We start from the raw sequence: 13,989 nt of genomic DNA, 5'->3' as shown, positions 1-13,989 counted from the left end.
AAACTGGTTTGTGGCGAATCAAGAATCTGCACATTCTCGCCGAGACGATGACAAGCGCTACAGCGCAGCGTCTAAGGTCGCCACATCGGGTGGTTGGCACCCTACACGACTGCAATTGATAGCGGCAGCCACCAAGGCGCGTTGCAAAGTTTGAGGCACACGCTTTGCAGCAACGCCAGCGTTGTTCAAAGTGTTGTGCAACACCCAATCCGCCAAGCAAGTGCCCCAAAAGGTATCACCTGCGCCGACGGTGTCTTTGACATCCACCACAGGTGCTGCACCTTGCGCGTTGGCATCGTCCACTTGCAAATAAGCGCCTTGCGCACCAAAGGTCAACGCCACACGTGTGCAACCTTGCGCCATCCAGTGCGCGGCCAAGGCTGAGGCATTGGCCAAAGTCACATCTGCAAAGCCCAATAGTTCTAAATCTTCGTCACTGGCTTTAAACCAATCGGCAAAAGCGGCCACTTCACGCACCGCTTGTAAATACGCGGATACATCGCTGGCTACGTGGGGACGTAAGTTCACATCTATGCTGATGACCCACCCCAAACGCTTGGCAGCAGCAATGATTTGCAACACCTTGTGATGCTCGGGCGGCATGGCCATGAGCGAGCCAGTGTGCAGCACACCAGGCGGCGATGCCTCCAGCATAGCCACCACATCGGCCACTTGGTAGTCACGATCGGCCACGTTTTCACGGTAAAAACCATAGGTAGGTTGCCCCTCATGCACTTGCACGACTGCAAGTGAGGTGGGCAATGCAGATCGCGCCAACAAGCTGCGCGCATGGTTAGCTTGTAAATGGTCGAGCAAGGCTTGGCCAAATGCATCCGTTGAGAAAGGCGCGATAAACCCAACAGAAGCGCTCTGCAAAGCAGTGGCGCAGGCCAAGTTATATGGACTGCCACCCAAGTGGGGTACTAACGAGCCGTCGGGCTGCGCGATGCAGTCCATCAAGGCCTCGCCAAGCACCCACACCGGTGGATGATCTGGTGCTGTGTGTTTAGCTACGCTCAAGCCAAACACTCCGCAGGAATGTCTTCGGGCTTCATGGCACCCGTCATCACCGCCACGGTGTCGCTCATGCTGATTTTTTTAGGGTTCAACACAGCCGCGCGTTTGCCTAAGCGCGCCACGTGAATGCGGTCTGCAATCTCAAACACATGAGGCATGTTGTGCGAAATCAGCACCACAGGTAGGCCTTTGTCGCGAACTCGGCGAATCAGCTCAAGCACCATATTGCCCTCTTTGACACCCAATGCGGCAGTTGGTTCATCCATGATGACCACATGCTGTGCAAAAGCAGCAGCACGCGACACGGCCACGCATTGGCGCTGACCGCCCGACAAAGTTTCCACCGCTTGCGTCATCGAACGAATGCCAACCTTAAGGTCATTCATGCGCTCGATGCTCTCTTGCAGCATTCGTTTTTTATCCAGCATGCGCAGCACATTGCCGGCAAAACCAGGTCGGCGAATTTCGCGGCCTAAAAATAGATTCTCGGCGATGCTCATCGCAGGCGCAACCGCCAAATCTTGGTACACAGTCTCAATGCCCGCACGACGTGCATCAATGGGCGATTTGAAGAGGATGGGATTGCCATCTAAAGAAATCACACCCTCATCAGGCACGGTCGCACCCGATAAACATTTGATGAGTGACGATTTTCCAGCGCCGTTGTCTCCAATGACAGCCAATATTTCACCCGCTCGCAGCTCAAAATCTGCTCCGTCTAAGGCTGTGACTTGGCCATACCGTTTTACCAAGCCCTTGGCTTGCATGACGATGGTGTGTTGTGTGCCGCTCATGATTAGCGTGCTCCCTTGCGTGAGAGTTGATCTGTGGCCACGGCCAAGATCACCAAAATACCTGTGACCAAAATTTGATAAACCGATGACACCCCCATAAGCGTGAGACCGTTACGAAACACGCCCACAATCAAAGCGCCCACCAAGGTACCCAACACGATGCCTCGGCCACCAAACAAACTGGTACCGCCCAACACCACAGCAGTGATGGCGTCTAAGTTTTCGGTTTGTCCAGCATTGGGGTCGCCCGCACCCGTGCGTGCCACACCTAGCATGGCAGCAATGCCATAGCAAAGCCCTGCCAACACATACACACCCAACAACACTTTCTCGGTAGGGATACCTGTCAAACGTGTGGCCTCTGGGCTGTTGCCCACGGCATACACATGCCGGCCTGCTGCGGTTTCGCGCAATGCAAACCAAGTAAAGAGATAAAGGCCAAGCATCATTACCACACCATAGCTGACCGAGGCGCTGCCAAAGCTAAACGTGTTGCCCAACCACGTCATGCCCGCAGGAATATCAGTCACAGTTTGCGAGCCTGAGTAAAGCTGTGTGATGGCAAAGGCAATGTTCAAAGTGCCCAAGGTCACGATGAAGGGTGGCAATTTGATGCGCGTCACCAGCACGCCGTTCAAGTAACCAAAAGCAGTTGTCACCAACAACCCACACGACATCGCAACAGGCGTTGAAAGCCCATAGTCCGATGCAAATTTGGTCATCACAATGCCGCCCAGTGCCATGACCATGCCACACGACAAGTCAATACCAGCGGTCAAGATGATGAGAGTTTGGCCAATCGCAATGACACCCACCACCATGACTTGAGCCAAGATGAGCGAGAAATTTTGAGTGCTCAAAAAACGGTCGCTTTGGCTAGCAAAAAATACACAGGCCAACACCAGTGCAATCAGGGGGCCAAGCGTGCCCATAGGCGGAAGCTTGTCTTTGAAGGAATTCATACGATGACTTTTTCTTGTTTAAAAACCGGAGGGGGCCACACGGCCCCCTCGTGCAAGTAGAGCCTAGGCTTTACTTATTGCCCCAGCACAGGTCAGTGCCAGTTTTCACGTCTTTGCTGTCCACGCCTTTCATAGGCTTGGCTGCAATCAAGGTCACACCTGTGTCGGTGTAGCCGCTGACCTTCTTGCCTGTTTTGGCGTACTCCACGCCGGCAGCAACACCCATGGCGGCCATGCGCAAGGGGTATTGCTGTGATGTCGCTGCGATTACGCCAGCACCCACGTCTTTGATGCCAGCGCAGCCACCATCCACAGACACGATCAACACGTCTTTCTCTTTGCCTGCGGCCTTGAGTGCGTTGTAAGCACCAGCAGCTGCAGGTTCATTGATGGTGTAAACCACATTGATGTTGGGATTCTTTTGCAAACAGTTTTCCATGCCAGTTTGGCCTTTAGCGCGGTCACCAAAGCTGTCGGCCATACAGACCACTTCAGCTGGCTTAGCCAACTCGTTGCTCTTGGCGTCAAGTGAAGTCAAACCGTAGCCTTGCAAGAAACCATTGTGGCGCTGTGCACCAACAGGGTGACCTGGGAACAAATCGAGTGTGGCGATGACCGGCTTCTTGCCATTCAAAGCAGCCTTGGCGTATTGACCAATGAACACACCTGCTTTGTAGTTGTCTGTCGCAAACAGCGCGTCAGTAGCGTTGGCTGGCTCGGTTGGGCTATCTAATGCAATGACCATCACGCCTTGTGCTTGTGCTTTTTTGATCGCAGGCACGATGGCTTTGGAGTCGCTAGGTGTAATCAAAATAGTTTTCGCACCAGCAGCAATCATGTTTTCCATGGCGGTGACTTGGCCTGCGTTGTCACCGTCGGTCTTGCCTGCGGCAGACATCACTTTGGCGCCGAGTTTTTTAGCCTCGGCTTGAGCCCCCTCTTTCATCTTCACAAAGAATGGGTTGGTTTCAGTTTTGGTGATCAAGCCGATCACTGGCTCAGCCGCATAGGCACTGCCTGCAGCCAGCGCCAATGCAGTCAACATCAATTTGGGTGTGTTTAATTTCATCAAGGTCTCCACGTTGTTGGTAATCATCGCCGACGCACTTTTGCGCCGCGACTTAAATGTAAGATAACTCGACTTACTAAATCAAGTTAGTTTAGTTAGTACATTCCCTAAGGGTCAAATCAGCAAGAATTTGGCATCCTTGAGGCTCTATCAATTTCAACAAATTAAAGGATGAATCGTGCTCAAAGGAATCAACCCCATCCTCTCGCCCGAGCTGCTGATGCATCTCAGCGCAATGGGTCATGGCGAATGGGTAGCCGTGGTGGATGCCAACTTCACAGCTGATTATTTGGCTCATGGAAAACCTGTGGTGCGCTTACCAGGCTTAAGTTTGGAACGTGTCAGCGAAGCAGTTTTGTCTGTCTTTCCATTGGCTGTCGACGTTGCTCAACCGGCAGCCGTCATGCATGTGTGCCACAGCCATACCGAACACCGCACACCGGCGCAAATTTCTGTAATCGAATTAGTTAAAAAAGAAGGTCTTGAGCCGAATCAAGTCGAAGCAGTCGAACGGTATGCCTTTTACGACAAAATCAAGGCTGCCAGTTTGATTGTTCAAACCGGCGAAGGCACTGCATACGGCAATGCCATGTTCTGCAAAGGTGTGATTCTTTTATGAAAACAATGCGTGGGTCTAACCACACCGGCATGCGCCAGTTCAATGAGCGCACAGTGTTGCGCGCCATTCGTCACGAAGGCGCGATACCCAAAGCCGACTTGGCACGACTAACGCAACTGTTTTCACAAACTGTCTCCATCATCGTCAACCGCCTGTTGGACGATGGCTTGCTAATCAAGCAAGAACGCATTCGCGGCAAGATTGGCCAGCCCTCGGTACCACTGGCCATCAACGCAGATGGCGCATACAGCATAGGCTTGCAAGTGGGGCGCCGCAGCTTGGATGTGGTGGTCACCGACTTCCTTGGCCAAATGCGCCACCAGTGGCAACATACTTACCCCTACCCATCGCCCGCCGAGGTGTTACCCAAAATCAAAGAGGGTTTAAAGCTCATGCAAAAACGCATGGGAGCGGACGCATGGAAGCGCACGGTAGGTATTGGTTTGAGCGCACCACTGGCCATGCACGAATGGGGCGACTTGATGGGCAAGAAAGCCCAAAAGGCCATGATCGACTGGGAACACATCGACCTGGTGCAAGAAGTGCAAGCCATGTCTGCCCTGCCCGTCGAATTTGCCAAAGACACCACCGCAGCGTGTGTAGCTGAGTTGGTACAAGGCTTAGGCCGCGATGTGCCTAATTTTTTGTATGTGTACGTGGGTACGTTCGTAGGCGGCGGCTTGGTGATGGACGGACACATCGTCAACGGGCCTCGTGGCAACGCAGGCGCAATTGGTTCAATGCCCATCGGACTGCCGCCTTTGGGGACACGCGCCAACGCCAATACACCCGCACAGTTGCTGCAACTCGCCTCTGGGTGGCAGCTAGAACAAGCCCTGATGACTGCCGGTCACGACCCGCTTCTGGTGCAGCACGATGACATCATGAAACCCGAGTTCAGTACGTTCACACAGCCTTGGCTTTCGCAAGCTGCCAAAGCCTTAGCCATGAGCGCCACCAGTGCATCAGCGTTGCTGGATCTTGATGCCATCATCATGGACGGATCGCTCAACCCCAAACTTTTACAAGCCCTGATTCAACAAACTGAAGCCAGCTTGGCGCAATTCAGTTTTGACGGCATTCATCAACCCCAGATCATGGCGGGTCGCGTGGGTAACCATGCCCGCGCATTGGGCGGTGCATTGCTCCCCTTGCACGCGCAATTTTTTCCCGACAAAGACATTTTTCTCAAGCAAGACAGCCTCGGTTAACGCACTGAAATAAGCAGACTAAAAAAGTTTGTAACCATGTTGAATAAAACATGAAACTAAGTTACATTCACGTTCATGTTGGAACGTATCAAATCGACTCTGTCGTCTTTAGCCCCGGCCGAACAGCGAGTGGGCAAGCTTCTTCTCACTGATCCGCGCACCTTCTCGACACTGCCCGTGACTGAGCTAGCCGACCGCGCTGGCGTGAGCAAACCTACTGTGGTGCGCTTTTGTCGCAGCATGGGCTATGAGGGCCTGAGTGATTTCAAGCTCAAGCTTGCAGGCAGCCTAAGCGAAGGTGTGCCCTTCATCCACCGCAATGTAGGCGCACAAGACAAGAGCAACGATGTGTTGGTCAAAGTCATTGACAACACCGTCACAGCATTTTTGAAATACCGCAACGATGCCTCGTCGGCGCAAATTGACAAAGCGGCCGAAGCCATCGCCCTGACCCACAAAAAAGGCAAACGCCTCGAGTTTTTTGGTGTGGGCAACTCAGGCATCGTGGCGCAAGATGCTCAACACAAGTTTTTCCGACTTGGGTTTCACACCATCTCGCACAGCGATGGCCACATGCAAATCATGAGCGCCTCGTTACTCGGTCCTGGCGACTGCTTGGTGGTGTTCTCTAACTCGGGCCGCACACGCGATTTGCTCGACTCGTGTGAGATTGCCAAAAAGAACGGTACCACCACGATTGTGGTGACTGCCTCTGGCTCCCCACTGGCCAGTGTTGGAAAAATTCACCTCGCGGCTGATCACCCCGAGAGTTACGAAAAATTTAGCCCCATGGTGTCGCGCTTGCTGCACCTGATGATCGTCGACGTGTTAGCCACCGCTGTGGCACTGCGCATTGGTAGCACGCAACTGCAACCCATGCTGCGCAACATGAAACAAAACCTTCTCAACAAACGTTACTCATGACACAGAACAATCCACCAGCAGGTACGCTGGACATCGTGATCTTTGGCGGCGCAGGCGACTTGTCGTTTCGCAAACTCTTGCCTGCGCTGTACATGGCGCATTTGCACGACAAGCTCGATCCATCCGCACGTATCGTGGCCGTTGGTCGTCAAGACTGGACGCGCCAAGAATATTTGGATTTCATCGACAAAAACTCGCCCGCATTCATTGAGAAAGACGCCTTCACCAAGAATGACTGGCAGAGCTTTCTGAACCGCTTGACCTACGTGAGCATGGACGTGACCAACGCCAATGACTTTGCCAAGCTCAAAGACTTGTGCAGCACACCGGCATTGCGCGTTTACTACTTGGCCACTGCACCTAGCTTGTTCACACAAATTTGTGCACACTTATCGGGAGCAGGTTTGGTCGATGCGCAGTCGCGTGTGGTGCTAGAAAAACCATTGGGCACAGACCTCGCCACTGCGCGTGAAATCAACGTGAATGTGGCCCGTTACTTTGACGAGCAACAAATCTACCGAATCGACCACTACCTCGGCAAAGAGACGGTGCAAAACTTGATGGTGCTGCGTTTTGGCAACGCCATTTTCGAACCGCTGTGGCGTGCACCGTATATCAAGAGTGTGCAAATTACCGTAGCCGAAAGCGTGGGCGTAGGCAGCCGCGCTGGCTTCTATGACGGCGCAGGCGCGATGCGCGACATGATTCAAAACCACTTGCTACAGCTCTTGTGCATCGTGGCCATGGAACCCCCCATATCTTTGGGCGCTGACGATGTGCGCGATGAAAAGCTCAAGGTATTACGCTCGCTGCGCAAAATGGATTTGGCCGATATCAAACGAGATACCGTACGCGGCCAATACACCGCAGGTGCCTCAGAGGGGGCAGCGGTCAAAGGTTATTTGGAAGAAGACAACGTGCCCGCCAACAGCCGGACAGAAACTTTCGTGGCATTGCGTGCGCACATCAACAACGCACGTTGGGCCAATGTGCCCTTCTTCTTGCGCACGGGTAAACGCATGCAGCGCCGGGAATCGCAAATCATCATTGAGTTTGCAGACCAGCCGTTTTCTATCTTCGGCACGAGTGCGCAACAAGAACCCAACCGCCTCATCATCACCTTGCAGCCAGAAGAATCTATTCAGCTCGAAATGATGGTGAAAGAGCCAGGATCTGGCATGACCTTGCACCCTGTGAAGTTGGGGCTTGATTTGCAACAGTCATCCGACAAACGTCGTGCCGAAGCCTATGAGCGCTTGCTGATGGACGTCATCAAAGGTCGCTTGACTCACTTCATGCGCCGTGATGAATTGGAAGCGGCATGGATGTGGGTTGAACCCATCATCAACGGCTGGGCTGAGTTGGACGACAAGCCCCGCGCATACTCTGCTGGTAGCTGGGGCCCCGCCGCATCGTCAGCCTTGATGGCTCGCGAAGAACTGTCGTGGTTTGAGGAAGCCTGATGAGCAGTGCTTGGCATCCTGAATCACGCGGCACGTTGACGGTACACACCGTCAGCCAAGCCGTGTTGAATGTGCGCTTGGCACAAGACATTACGCAACGTTTGGCTGCAGCCATTCAAGCGCGCGGCTTTGCGGTACTGAGCGTGTCTGGTGGCAAATCACCCGTGGCGTTGTTTGAAGCTTTGCGCGTGATTGACATTGATTGGTCGCGCGTGCGTGTGACCTTGGTGGATGAGCGCTGCGTGCCACGTATTCACCCCGACAGCAATGCGCTGTTGGTGCAAACCCATTTATTGCAAGACCTTGCAGCCAAAGCGCAACTGGTGTTCATGGTGGCCAGTGCTGCTGATCCTTTGTCACCACCGCCTGTTCAAGCCAAAGTAGCTGGCATAGCCTTGTCTGCAGCAGGCACTGCCGATGTGCTGGTGCTTGGGATGGGGACTGATGGTCATACTGCCTCGTTGTTTCCAGAGGCGCCTAATTTGGCCGAAGCACTTGACTTGCGCAACGCGCAAAGCTGCGTCTCCATCGAGCTGAAAAAGCCGCCAGCCAATGCGCCTTATGCACGCATCACGCAGACTTTGGCGCAAATTCTGTCGTCGCGTCACATCGTGTTGCCACTCACGGGCCCTGACAAGCTCAACACCCTACAACAAGCTTGGAAACAAGCCACACCTGCACTGCCAATTTCATTTGTGTTGCAACAAACCCAAACGCCTGTGGCGCTTTGGCTTGGAAACTGAACCACCATGACCAAACTTCTCCACCCCACACTCGCCGCCGTCACCGCACGCATTGAGCAACGCAGCGTCAAAACTCGACAAGCCTATCTAGATGTGTTGGCCAAAGCCAAAAAGCCAGGCCCGTATCGCGGCGGTATGGGATGCGCCAATGCGGCTCACGCCTATGCGGCCATGCCTGCCAACGATAAACTGGTGCTGCGCCAAGAGCGTCAGCCCAATGTGGGCATCATCACCGCCTACAACGACATGCTCTCGGCACACCAGCCGTATGAGCATTACCCAGAAAAAATTCGCGCGGCCGCTCGTGCCGCGGGTGCCACAGCCCAAGTGGCAGGTGGTGTGCCTGCCATGTGCGACGGTGTAACCCAAGGCGAAGACGGCATGGAGCTGTCGCTGTTCTCGCGTGATGTGATTGCGCTGGCCACCGCCGTGGGCTTGTCGCACAACGTGTTTGACGCAGCGCTGTTCTTAGGCGTGTGCGACAAGATCGTGCCTGGCCTGTTCATCGGCGCGTTGCAGTTTGGCCATTTGCCTGCGGTGTTTGTGCCCGCTGGTCCGATGACCTCAGGTTTGTCGAATGACGACAAGGCCAAAGTGCGTCAGCAGTACGCACAAGGCTTGGTCAGTCGCGAGGTGCTGCTAGAAGCCGAACAAGCGGCGTATCACAGCGCAGGCACCTGTACGTTTTACGGCACAGCCAATTCCAACCAAATGCTCATGGAGATCATGGGCCTGCATTTGCCCGGCTCCTCATTTGTGAACCCTGGCACACCGTTGCGTGAAGCACTCACGGTTGAAGCGGTTAAACGCGCTGTAGCTTTGTCGCAAGACAAAGACTCAGGCGTGGGGCATCAAATCAATGCAAAAGCTATCGTCAACGGCATCGTGGGTTTACTGGCCACCGGTGGCTCGACCAATCACACACTGCACATCGTGGCCATGGCTCGCGCAGCTGGCCTCATCATCAACTGGGACGATTTCTCTGATCTCTCCGCTTGCGTACCCTTGCTGGCTCGTGTGTACCCCAATGGCAGCGCTGATGTGAACCACTTCCAAGCTGCAGGCGGCATGGGCTACCTGATTGCTCAGTTGCTCAGCGCAGGTTTGTTGCACGACGATGTGCACACCATCATGGGCCAAGGCCTGCATCGTTACACCGTTGAGCCTTGGCTGAATCCCTCTCTAAATGGCCAGCTCGATTGGCGCGATGTGCCAGCTAAGTCAGCTGACGAAGCTGTGTTGCGCCCAGTCACCCAACCCTTCAGCGCCGACGGCGGCTTGCGTTTGCTCAAAGGCAACTTGGGTCGCGCCGTGGTGAAGGTGTCTGCCGTCAAGCCTGAGCAGCGCCAAGTGCGTGCCCCTGCAATCGTCTTGACCGATCAAAAACAACTCAACCAACTGTTCAAAGACGGCAAGCTCAAACGCGACTTTGTGGCCGTGGTACGTAACCAAGGCCCACAAGCCAACGGAATGCCCGAATTGCACCGCCTCACGCCTGTGTTGGGCGTGTTGCAAGATAAGGGATTCAAAGTGGCTTTGGTCACCGATGGCCGCATGTCGGGCGCATCCGGCAAAGTGCCTGCAGCGATTCATCTCAGCCCCGAGTCTGTGAACGGCGGCTTGATCGGCAAAGTGCAAGACGGCGACATGATTGCGCTTGACTGCGATACACAAACTTTGCAGCTTGAGGTCAGCGATGCTGAGCTCGCAGCACGCACCGCCCCCACCCCTGATTTGTCTGACAACCAACACGGCACTGGCCGTGACATCTTTGCCCTGTTCCGCGCCAATGCTGCGCTGGCTGAAGAAGGCGCATCGCCTTTGTTCACAAACATCTAAAGCTCATTCATATGACCCAACACAACCCAGCTTTTACACGCCCCGCATTCACCTCACGCGTGGTGCCCGTCATCGTCATCACCCACCCCGACCAAGCGGTGCCCATGGCGCACGCACTGCTTGAAGGTGGTGTGGACGTGATGGAAATCACTTTGCGGCATGCCGCAGGCTTGCCTGCGATTGAGCAAGTGGCCAAGCATGTGCCGCAAATGCATGTGGGCGCGGGCACCGTCACACGCGCCGAAGAAATGGCCCGCGTGCAAGCCGCGGGTGCCAGCTTTGCACTCTCCCCAGGTATGACCGATGCACTCGTGCAAGCAGCGATTCAGTGCAAGCTGCCTTTCATGCCCGGTGTGATGACACCCGGTGAAGTGATGGCCGCACGTGACTTCGGTTTTGGTTTGGTCAAACTCTTTCCCGCAGCACAAGCCGGTGGTTTGGCCATGCTCAAAGCCTTGGGCGGACCTTTGGGTGATATGCGCTTTTGCCCCACAGGCGGTGTGTCTCTGGCCAACATGGGCGAGTTCTTGAAGCAGCCCAATGTGGCGATGGTGGGAGGCTCATGGCTCACACCAGTCGATGCAGTTGAGCGCGGCGACTGGGCTGAGATCACACGTCTAGCGCGTGAAGCCACGGATGCTGCGAATTTAAGTTAATTCAAACGCGCATCAAAAGATTCATTCGATCGCCTCTAGAAACTCTCTAAATTTGACGAAAATCCAAACATGACTTCATTCGTCCCCCCACACAAACGCCAAGCGTGGCAAGCCCTGCAAGCCTTGGCCCAAGGCCCTCAACCCCACCTGCGTGAATTACTCAAAAGCACAGAGCGCAACGCAGCCTTGCACGCCAGTGGCGCGGGCATCAGCATCGACTACGAACGTCAACGCGTCACACGCGAAGTCATGCAACAGCTCTTGGCTTTGGCAGACGAATCACATGTCATGCCTCAAGCGCAAGCCATGTTCAAAGGCGAGCCCATCAACGCCACCGAAAAACGCGCCGTGTTGCACGTCGCCTTACGTGGCAGCCATGTGCCCAACCCACCTTGGGGCCATGAGATTTCAAAACAAGTGGCCAATGAATTGCACCGCGTGTGTACCTTCGCCGAGAAAGTACGCGAAGGTCACATGAAAGGCCATGGCGGCGAATCCATCACCGATGTGGTGAACCTCGGCATTGGCGGCTCAGACCTTGGCCCGCGTATGACCACCGAAGCGCTCAGCCACTTGACGCGAGACAGCTTTAAAAACAAAGTGCGTGTGCACTATGTGTCCAACGTGGACGCGTGGAGCCTTTACACCGCACTGGCTTACCTCAATCCCGCACGCACCGCGTTTGTGGTGCAAAGCAAAACCTTCACCACGCAAGAAACGATGACCTTGGCTGCCTCGGCCAAACGTTGGTTGACCGACGGCGGGTGCCCAGAAGACCAACTAGGCAAGCACCTGATTGCGGTGACGGCTAACCCACAAATCTCTGCAGCACAAGGCTTCACGACTGAGCACACCTTTGGTTTTTGGGATTGGGTCGGTGGCCGTTACTCAGTGTGGTCTGCCATTGGCTTGCCCTTGGCCATCTCCATCGGCGCGTTTGCGTTCCAAGACATGCTCTTGGGTGCACGCGCCATGGACGAACACTTCATGACTGCACCGTCTGACCAAAACCTGCCTTTGCTCATGGCCTTGTTTGGCATATGGAACCGCAACTTCTTAGGTGCGACCACGCACAACATTGCGCCCTATGCATCACCCTTGGGCAAGTTCGCCTCGTTCTTGCAACAGATGGACATGGAGTCCAACGGCAAAGGCACGCACGTCGATGGCAGCCCTGTCGAAGTGGCTACTGCACCTGTGTTGTGGGGCGGTTTGGGCATCGACGGCCAACACGCTTACTTTCAACTCATCCACCAAGGCAAGCACTTGGTGCCGATGGACTTCATCGGTTTGCGCACCGAGCGCAGCCCCTTGCCTTTTGCCGCTGAACACCACCGCGTGGTGTTGCTCAACATGCAAGCCCAAGCACAAGCTTTGGCCATTGGCCGCACACCCGAAGAAACCATGAAAGAGCTGCGTGACAGCGGCATGGACGAAGCTGAAGTGCAACGCTTGGCCCCACACCGCAGCTACCCCGGCAACGTGCCCAGCACCACCATTTGGGTGGACGCGCTCACGCCACGCAGCATGGGTGCGCTCATGGCCTTGTACGAACACAAAGTGTTCTGCCAAGCCGCCATCTGGGGCATCCACGCGTACGACCAATGGGGTGTTGAGCTGGGCAAGAAAATGGCCAAGGACATTGAAGCAGCAGAAGCTGCTCGCCTGAAAGCATGATGCATGTTTGAGTCTCGCGACCCAAACGTGACCCACGTTGCGCCCTATCCGCGCTTGCTCGGCGACATCGGCGGCACCAATGCCCGCTTTGGTTGGCAAGCGGCTGAAGATGCACCGATTACCCACGTGCAAGTGCTGCCCTGTGCAGAACACGAATCGTTGCTGGCTGCGGCGCAAACGTATCTCAACGCACAAGGCTTAAGCGCTCCACCCTGCGCAGCCTTTGGCATTGCCAACCCCGTCACCGGCGACCAAGTTGCAATGACCAACCACCACTGGAAATTCTCAGTGAATGCGTTGCGTGATGGCTTAGGAGTGTCGCGCTTCTTGTTGCTCAACGACTTCACTGCACTCGCTCTGTCACTCACGCTGTTGCCTGATGCGCAAAAGCGTCAAGTAGGTGGCGGCAACGCTGCACCTGACGCAGCGATTGGGTTGATTGGCCCAGGCACAGGCTTAGGCGTGTCGGGTTTGTTTCCCGTAGGCTATCAGCACAAGTGGATTCCCATTGCAGGTGAAGGTGGCCATGTGAGTTTGACCGCTACCACTGAGCATGAGTTTTCTGCGATACAGCAATTGCAAAAACGTTATGGCCATGTGTCTGCTGAGCGTGTGATTTCTGGAGCGGGTTTGGTTGACCTGTATCACGCCCTGTGTGATTTGAAAGATGGCCAGGGGCGCGAAATTACGACACCTGCTGAAGTGATTGAACGCGCACAAGAAGTGTCTACGTCCACTGCCAACGATGCGCTGGATATGTTTTGCGGTTTCCTAGGTTCAGTGGCGGGTGACTTGGCATTGACGCTGGGTGCTCGCGGTGGCATTTACATCGGCGGTGGCATTGTGCCGCGCTTGGGTGAGCGCTTTGATGCGTCGCCATTTCGCGAACGCTTTGAAGCCAAAGGTCGGTTCAAGAAGTATTTACAAGAAGTCCCGACTTGGGTCATTCACAGTCCAGTGTCGCCGGCACTGCAAGGTGCGTCGCAGGCTTTGTCATTGACGCAATGGCAATAAA

General features: G+C 54.9%; 13 protein-coding genes. 9 read left to right on the top strand and 4 right to left on the bottom strand.

All coding sequences use genetic code 11. The features are described from left to right. Positions 1–57 precede the first annotated feature (57 nt). The 4 genes from B9Z35_RS05470 to B9Z35_RS05455 form a co-directional block, all read right to left on the bottom strand. Complete coding sequence (locus tag B9Z35_RS05470; protein ID WP_146178947.1) at positions 58–1,020, bottom strand: PfkB family carbohydrate kinase; 963 nt, start codon at positions 1,018–1,020, stop codon at positions 58–60. Continuing rightward, positions 1,017–1,811 (bottom strand): ATP-binding cassette domain-containing protein, encoded by a 795-nt coding sequence (locus B9Z35_RS05465; protein WP_108282598.1) that lies wholly within the window; start codon positions 1,809–1,811, stop codon positions 1,017–1,019. The genes B9Z35_RS05470 and B9Z35_RS05465 overlap by 4 nt, the downstream gene beginning before the upstream one ends. A gap of 2 nt (positions 1,812–1,813) precedes the next feature. Further along, on the bottom strand, positions 1,814–2,773 hold the full coding sequence (locus B9Z35_RS05460) for an ABC transporter permease (protein ID WP_108282597.1): 960 nt from the start codon (positions 2,771–2,773) through the stop codon (positions 1,814–1,816). A 70-nt stretch (positions 2,774–2,843) separates the two neighbouring features. Continuing rightward, a complete protein-coding gene (locus B9Z35_RS05455) occupies positions 2,844–3,842 on the bottom strand; it encodes a sugar ABC transporter substrate-binding protein (protein WP_108282840.1) in 999 nt (332 codons plus the stop codon). 178 nt (positions 3,843–4,020) lie between these two features. Here B9Z35_RS05455 and B9Z35_RS05450 point away from each other — a divergent pair, with 178 nt between their 5' ends. From B9Z35_RS05450 to B9Z35_RS05410, 9 genes are all read left to right on the top strand, one after another. Further along, positions 4,021–4,461, top strand: coding sequence for an RbsD/FucU family protein (locus tag B9Z35_RS05450; RefSeq protein ID WP_108282596.1), 441 nt, complete (start codon positions 4,021–4,023; stop codon positions 4,459–4,461). Further along, on the top strand, positions 4,458–5,672 hold the full coding sequence (locus B9Z35_RS05445; RefSeq protein WP_108282595.1) for an ROK family transcriptional regulator: 1,215 nt from the start codon (positions 4,458–4,460) through the stop codon (positions 5,670–5,672). Before B9Z35_RS05450 ends, B9Z35_RS05445 begins: the two co-directional genes overlap by 4 nt. Before the next feature lie 75 nt (positions 5,673–5,747). Beyond that, a complete protein-coding gene (locus B9Z35_RS05440; protein WP_108282594.1) occupies positions 5,748–6,596 on the top strand; it encodes a MurR/RpiR family transcriptional regulator in 849 nt (282 codons plus the stop codon). Further along, positions 6,593–8,059 (top strand): glucose-6-phosphate dehydrogenase, encoded by a 1,467-nt coding sequence (gene zwf, locus B9Z35_RS05435; RefSeq protein WP_108282593.1) that lies wholly within the window; start codon positions 6,593–6,595, stop codon positions 8,057–8,059. Before B9Z35_RS05440 ends, zwf begins: the two co-directional genes overlap by 4 nt. Further along, a complete protein-coding gene (gene pgl, locus B9Z35_RS05430; RefSeq protein WP_108282592.1) occupies positions 8,059–8,802 on the top strand; it encodes a 6-phosphogluconolactonase in 744 nt (247 codons plus the stop codon). The genes zwf and pgl overlap by 1 nt, the downstream gene beginning before the upstream one ends. 6 nt (positions 8,803–8,808) lie before the next feature. Next, a complete protein-coding gene (gene edd, locus B9Z35_RS05425; RefSeq protein WP_108282591.1) occupies positions 8,809–10,641 on the top strand; it encodes a phosphogluconate dehydratase in 1,833 nt (610 codons plus the stop codon). 11 nt (positions 10,642–10,652) lie between these two features. Beyond that, a complete protein-coding gene (gene eda, locus B9Z35_RS05420; RefSeq protein WP_108282590.1) occupies positions 10,653–11,297 on the top strand; it encodes a bifunctional 4-hydroxy-2-oxoglutarate aldolase/2-dehydro-3-deoxy-phosphogluconate aldolase in 645 nt (214 codons plus the stop codon). Between the two features lie 69 nt (positions 11,298–11,366). Then, positions 11,367–12,974, top strand: a complete 1,608-nt coding sequence (pgi, locus tag B9Z35_RS05415; protein ID WP_108282589.1) for a glucose-6-phosphate isomerase — start codon at positions 11,367–11,369, stop codon at positions 12,972–12,974. A gap of 3 nt (positions 12,975–12,977) precedes the next feature. Further along, positions 12,978–13,988, top strand: a complete 1,011-nt coding sequence (locus tag B9Z35_RS05410; protein ID WP_108282588.1) for a glucokinase — start codon at positions 12,978–12,980, stop codon at positions 13,986–13,988. Position 13,989 lies beyond the last annotated feature (1 nt).

Origin of the sequence: Limnohabitans sp. Jir61 (genome assembly GCF_003063545.1) — a bacterium.
In the GTDB taxonomy this organism is placed as follows: domain Bacteria; phylum Pseudomonadota; class Gammaproteobacteria; order Burkholderiales; family Burkholderiaceae_C; genus Limnohabitans.
This window is presented reverse-complemented; position numbering and strand designations above follow the sequence as displayed.

Excerpts from the sequence above, each read along its gene's own strand:
- pgl (WP_108282592.1), top strand. The coding sequence starts at position 8,059 with ATGAGCAGTGCTTGGCATCCTGAATCACGCGGCACGTTGACGGTACAC.
- pgi (WP_108282589.1), top strand. The coding sequence starts at position 11,367 with ATGACTTCATTCGTCCCCCCACACAAACGCCAAGCGTGGCAAGCCCTG.
- zwf (WP_108282593.1), top strand. The coding sequence starts at position 6,593 with ATGACACAGAACAATCCACCAGCAGGTACGCTGGACATCGTGATCTTT.
- B9Z35_RS05410 (WP_108282588.1), top strand. The coding sequence starts at position 12,978 with ATGTTTGAGTCTCGCGACCCAAACGTGACCCACGTTGCGCCCTATCCG.
- B9Z35_RS05455 (WP_108282840.1), bottom strand. The coding sequence starts at position 3,842 with ATGAAATTAAACACACCCAAATTGATGTTGACTGCATTGGCGCTGGCT.
- B9Z35_RS05460 (WP_108282597.1), bottom strand. The coding sequence starts at position 2,773 with ATGAATTCCTTCAAAGACAAGCTTCCGCCTATGGGCACGCTTGGCCCC.
- B9Z35_RS05465 (WP_108282598.1), bottom strand. The coding sequence starts at position 1,811 with ATGAGCGGCACACAACACACCATCGTCATGCAAGCCAAGGGCTTGGTA.
- eda (WP_108282590.1), top strand. The coding sequence starts at position 10,653 with ATGACCCAACACAACCCAGCTTTTACACGCCCCGCATTCACCTCACGC.
- edd (WP_108282591.1), top strand. The coding sequence starts at position 8,809 with ATGACCAAACTTCTCCACCCCACACTCGCCGCCGTCACCGCACGCATT.
- B9Z35_RS05445 (WP_108282595.1), top strand. The coding sequence starts at position 4,458 with ATGAAAACAATGCGTGGGTCTAACCACACCGGCATGCGCCAGTTCAAT.
- B9Z35_RS05440 (WP_108282594.1), top strand. The coding sequence starts at position 5,748 with ATGTTGGAACGTATCAAATCGACTCTGTCGTCTTTAGCCCCGGCCGAA.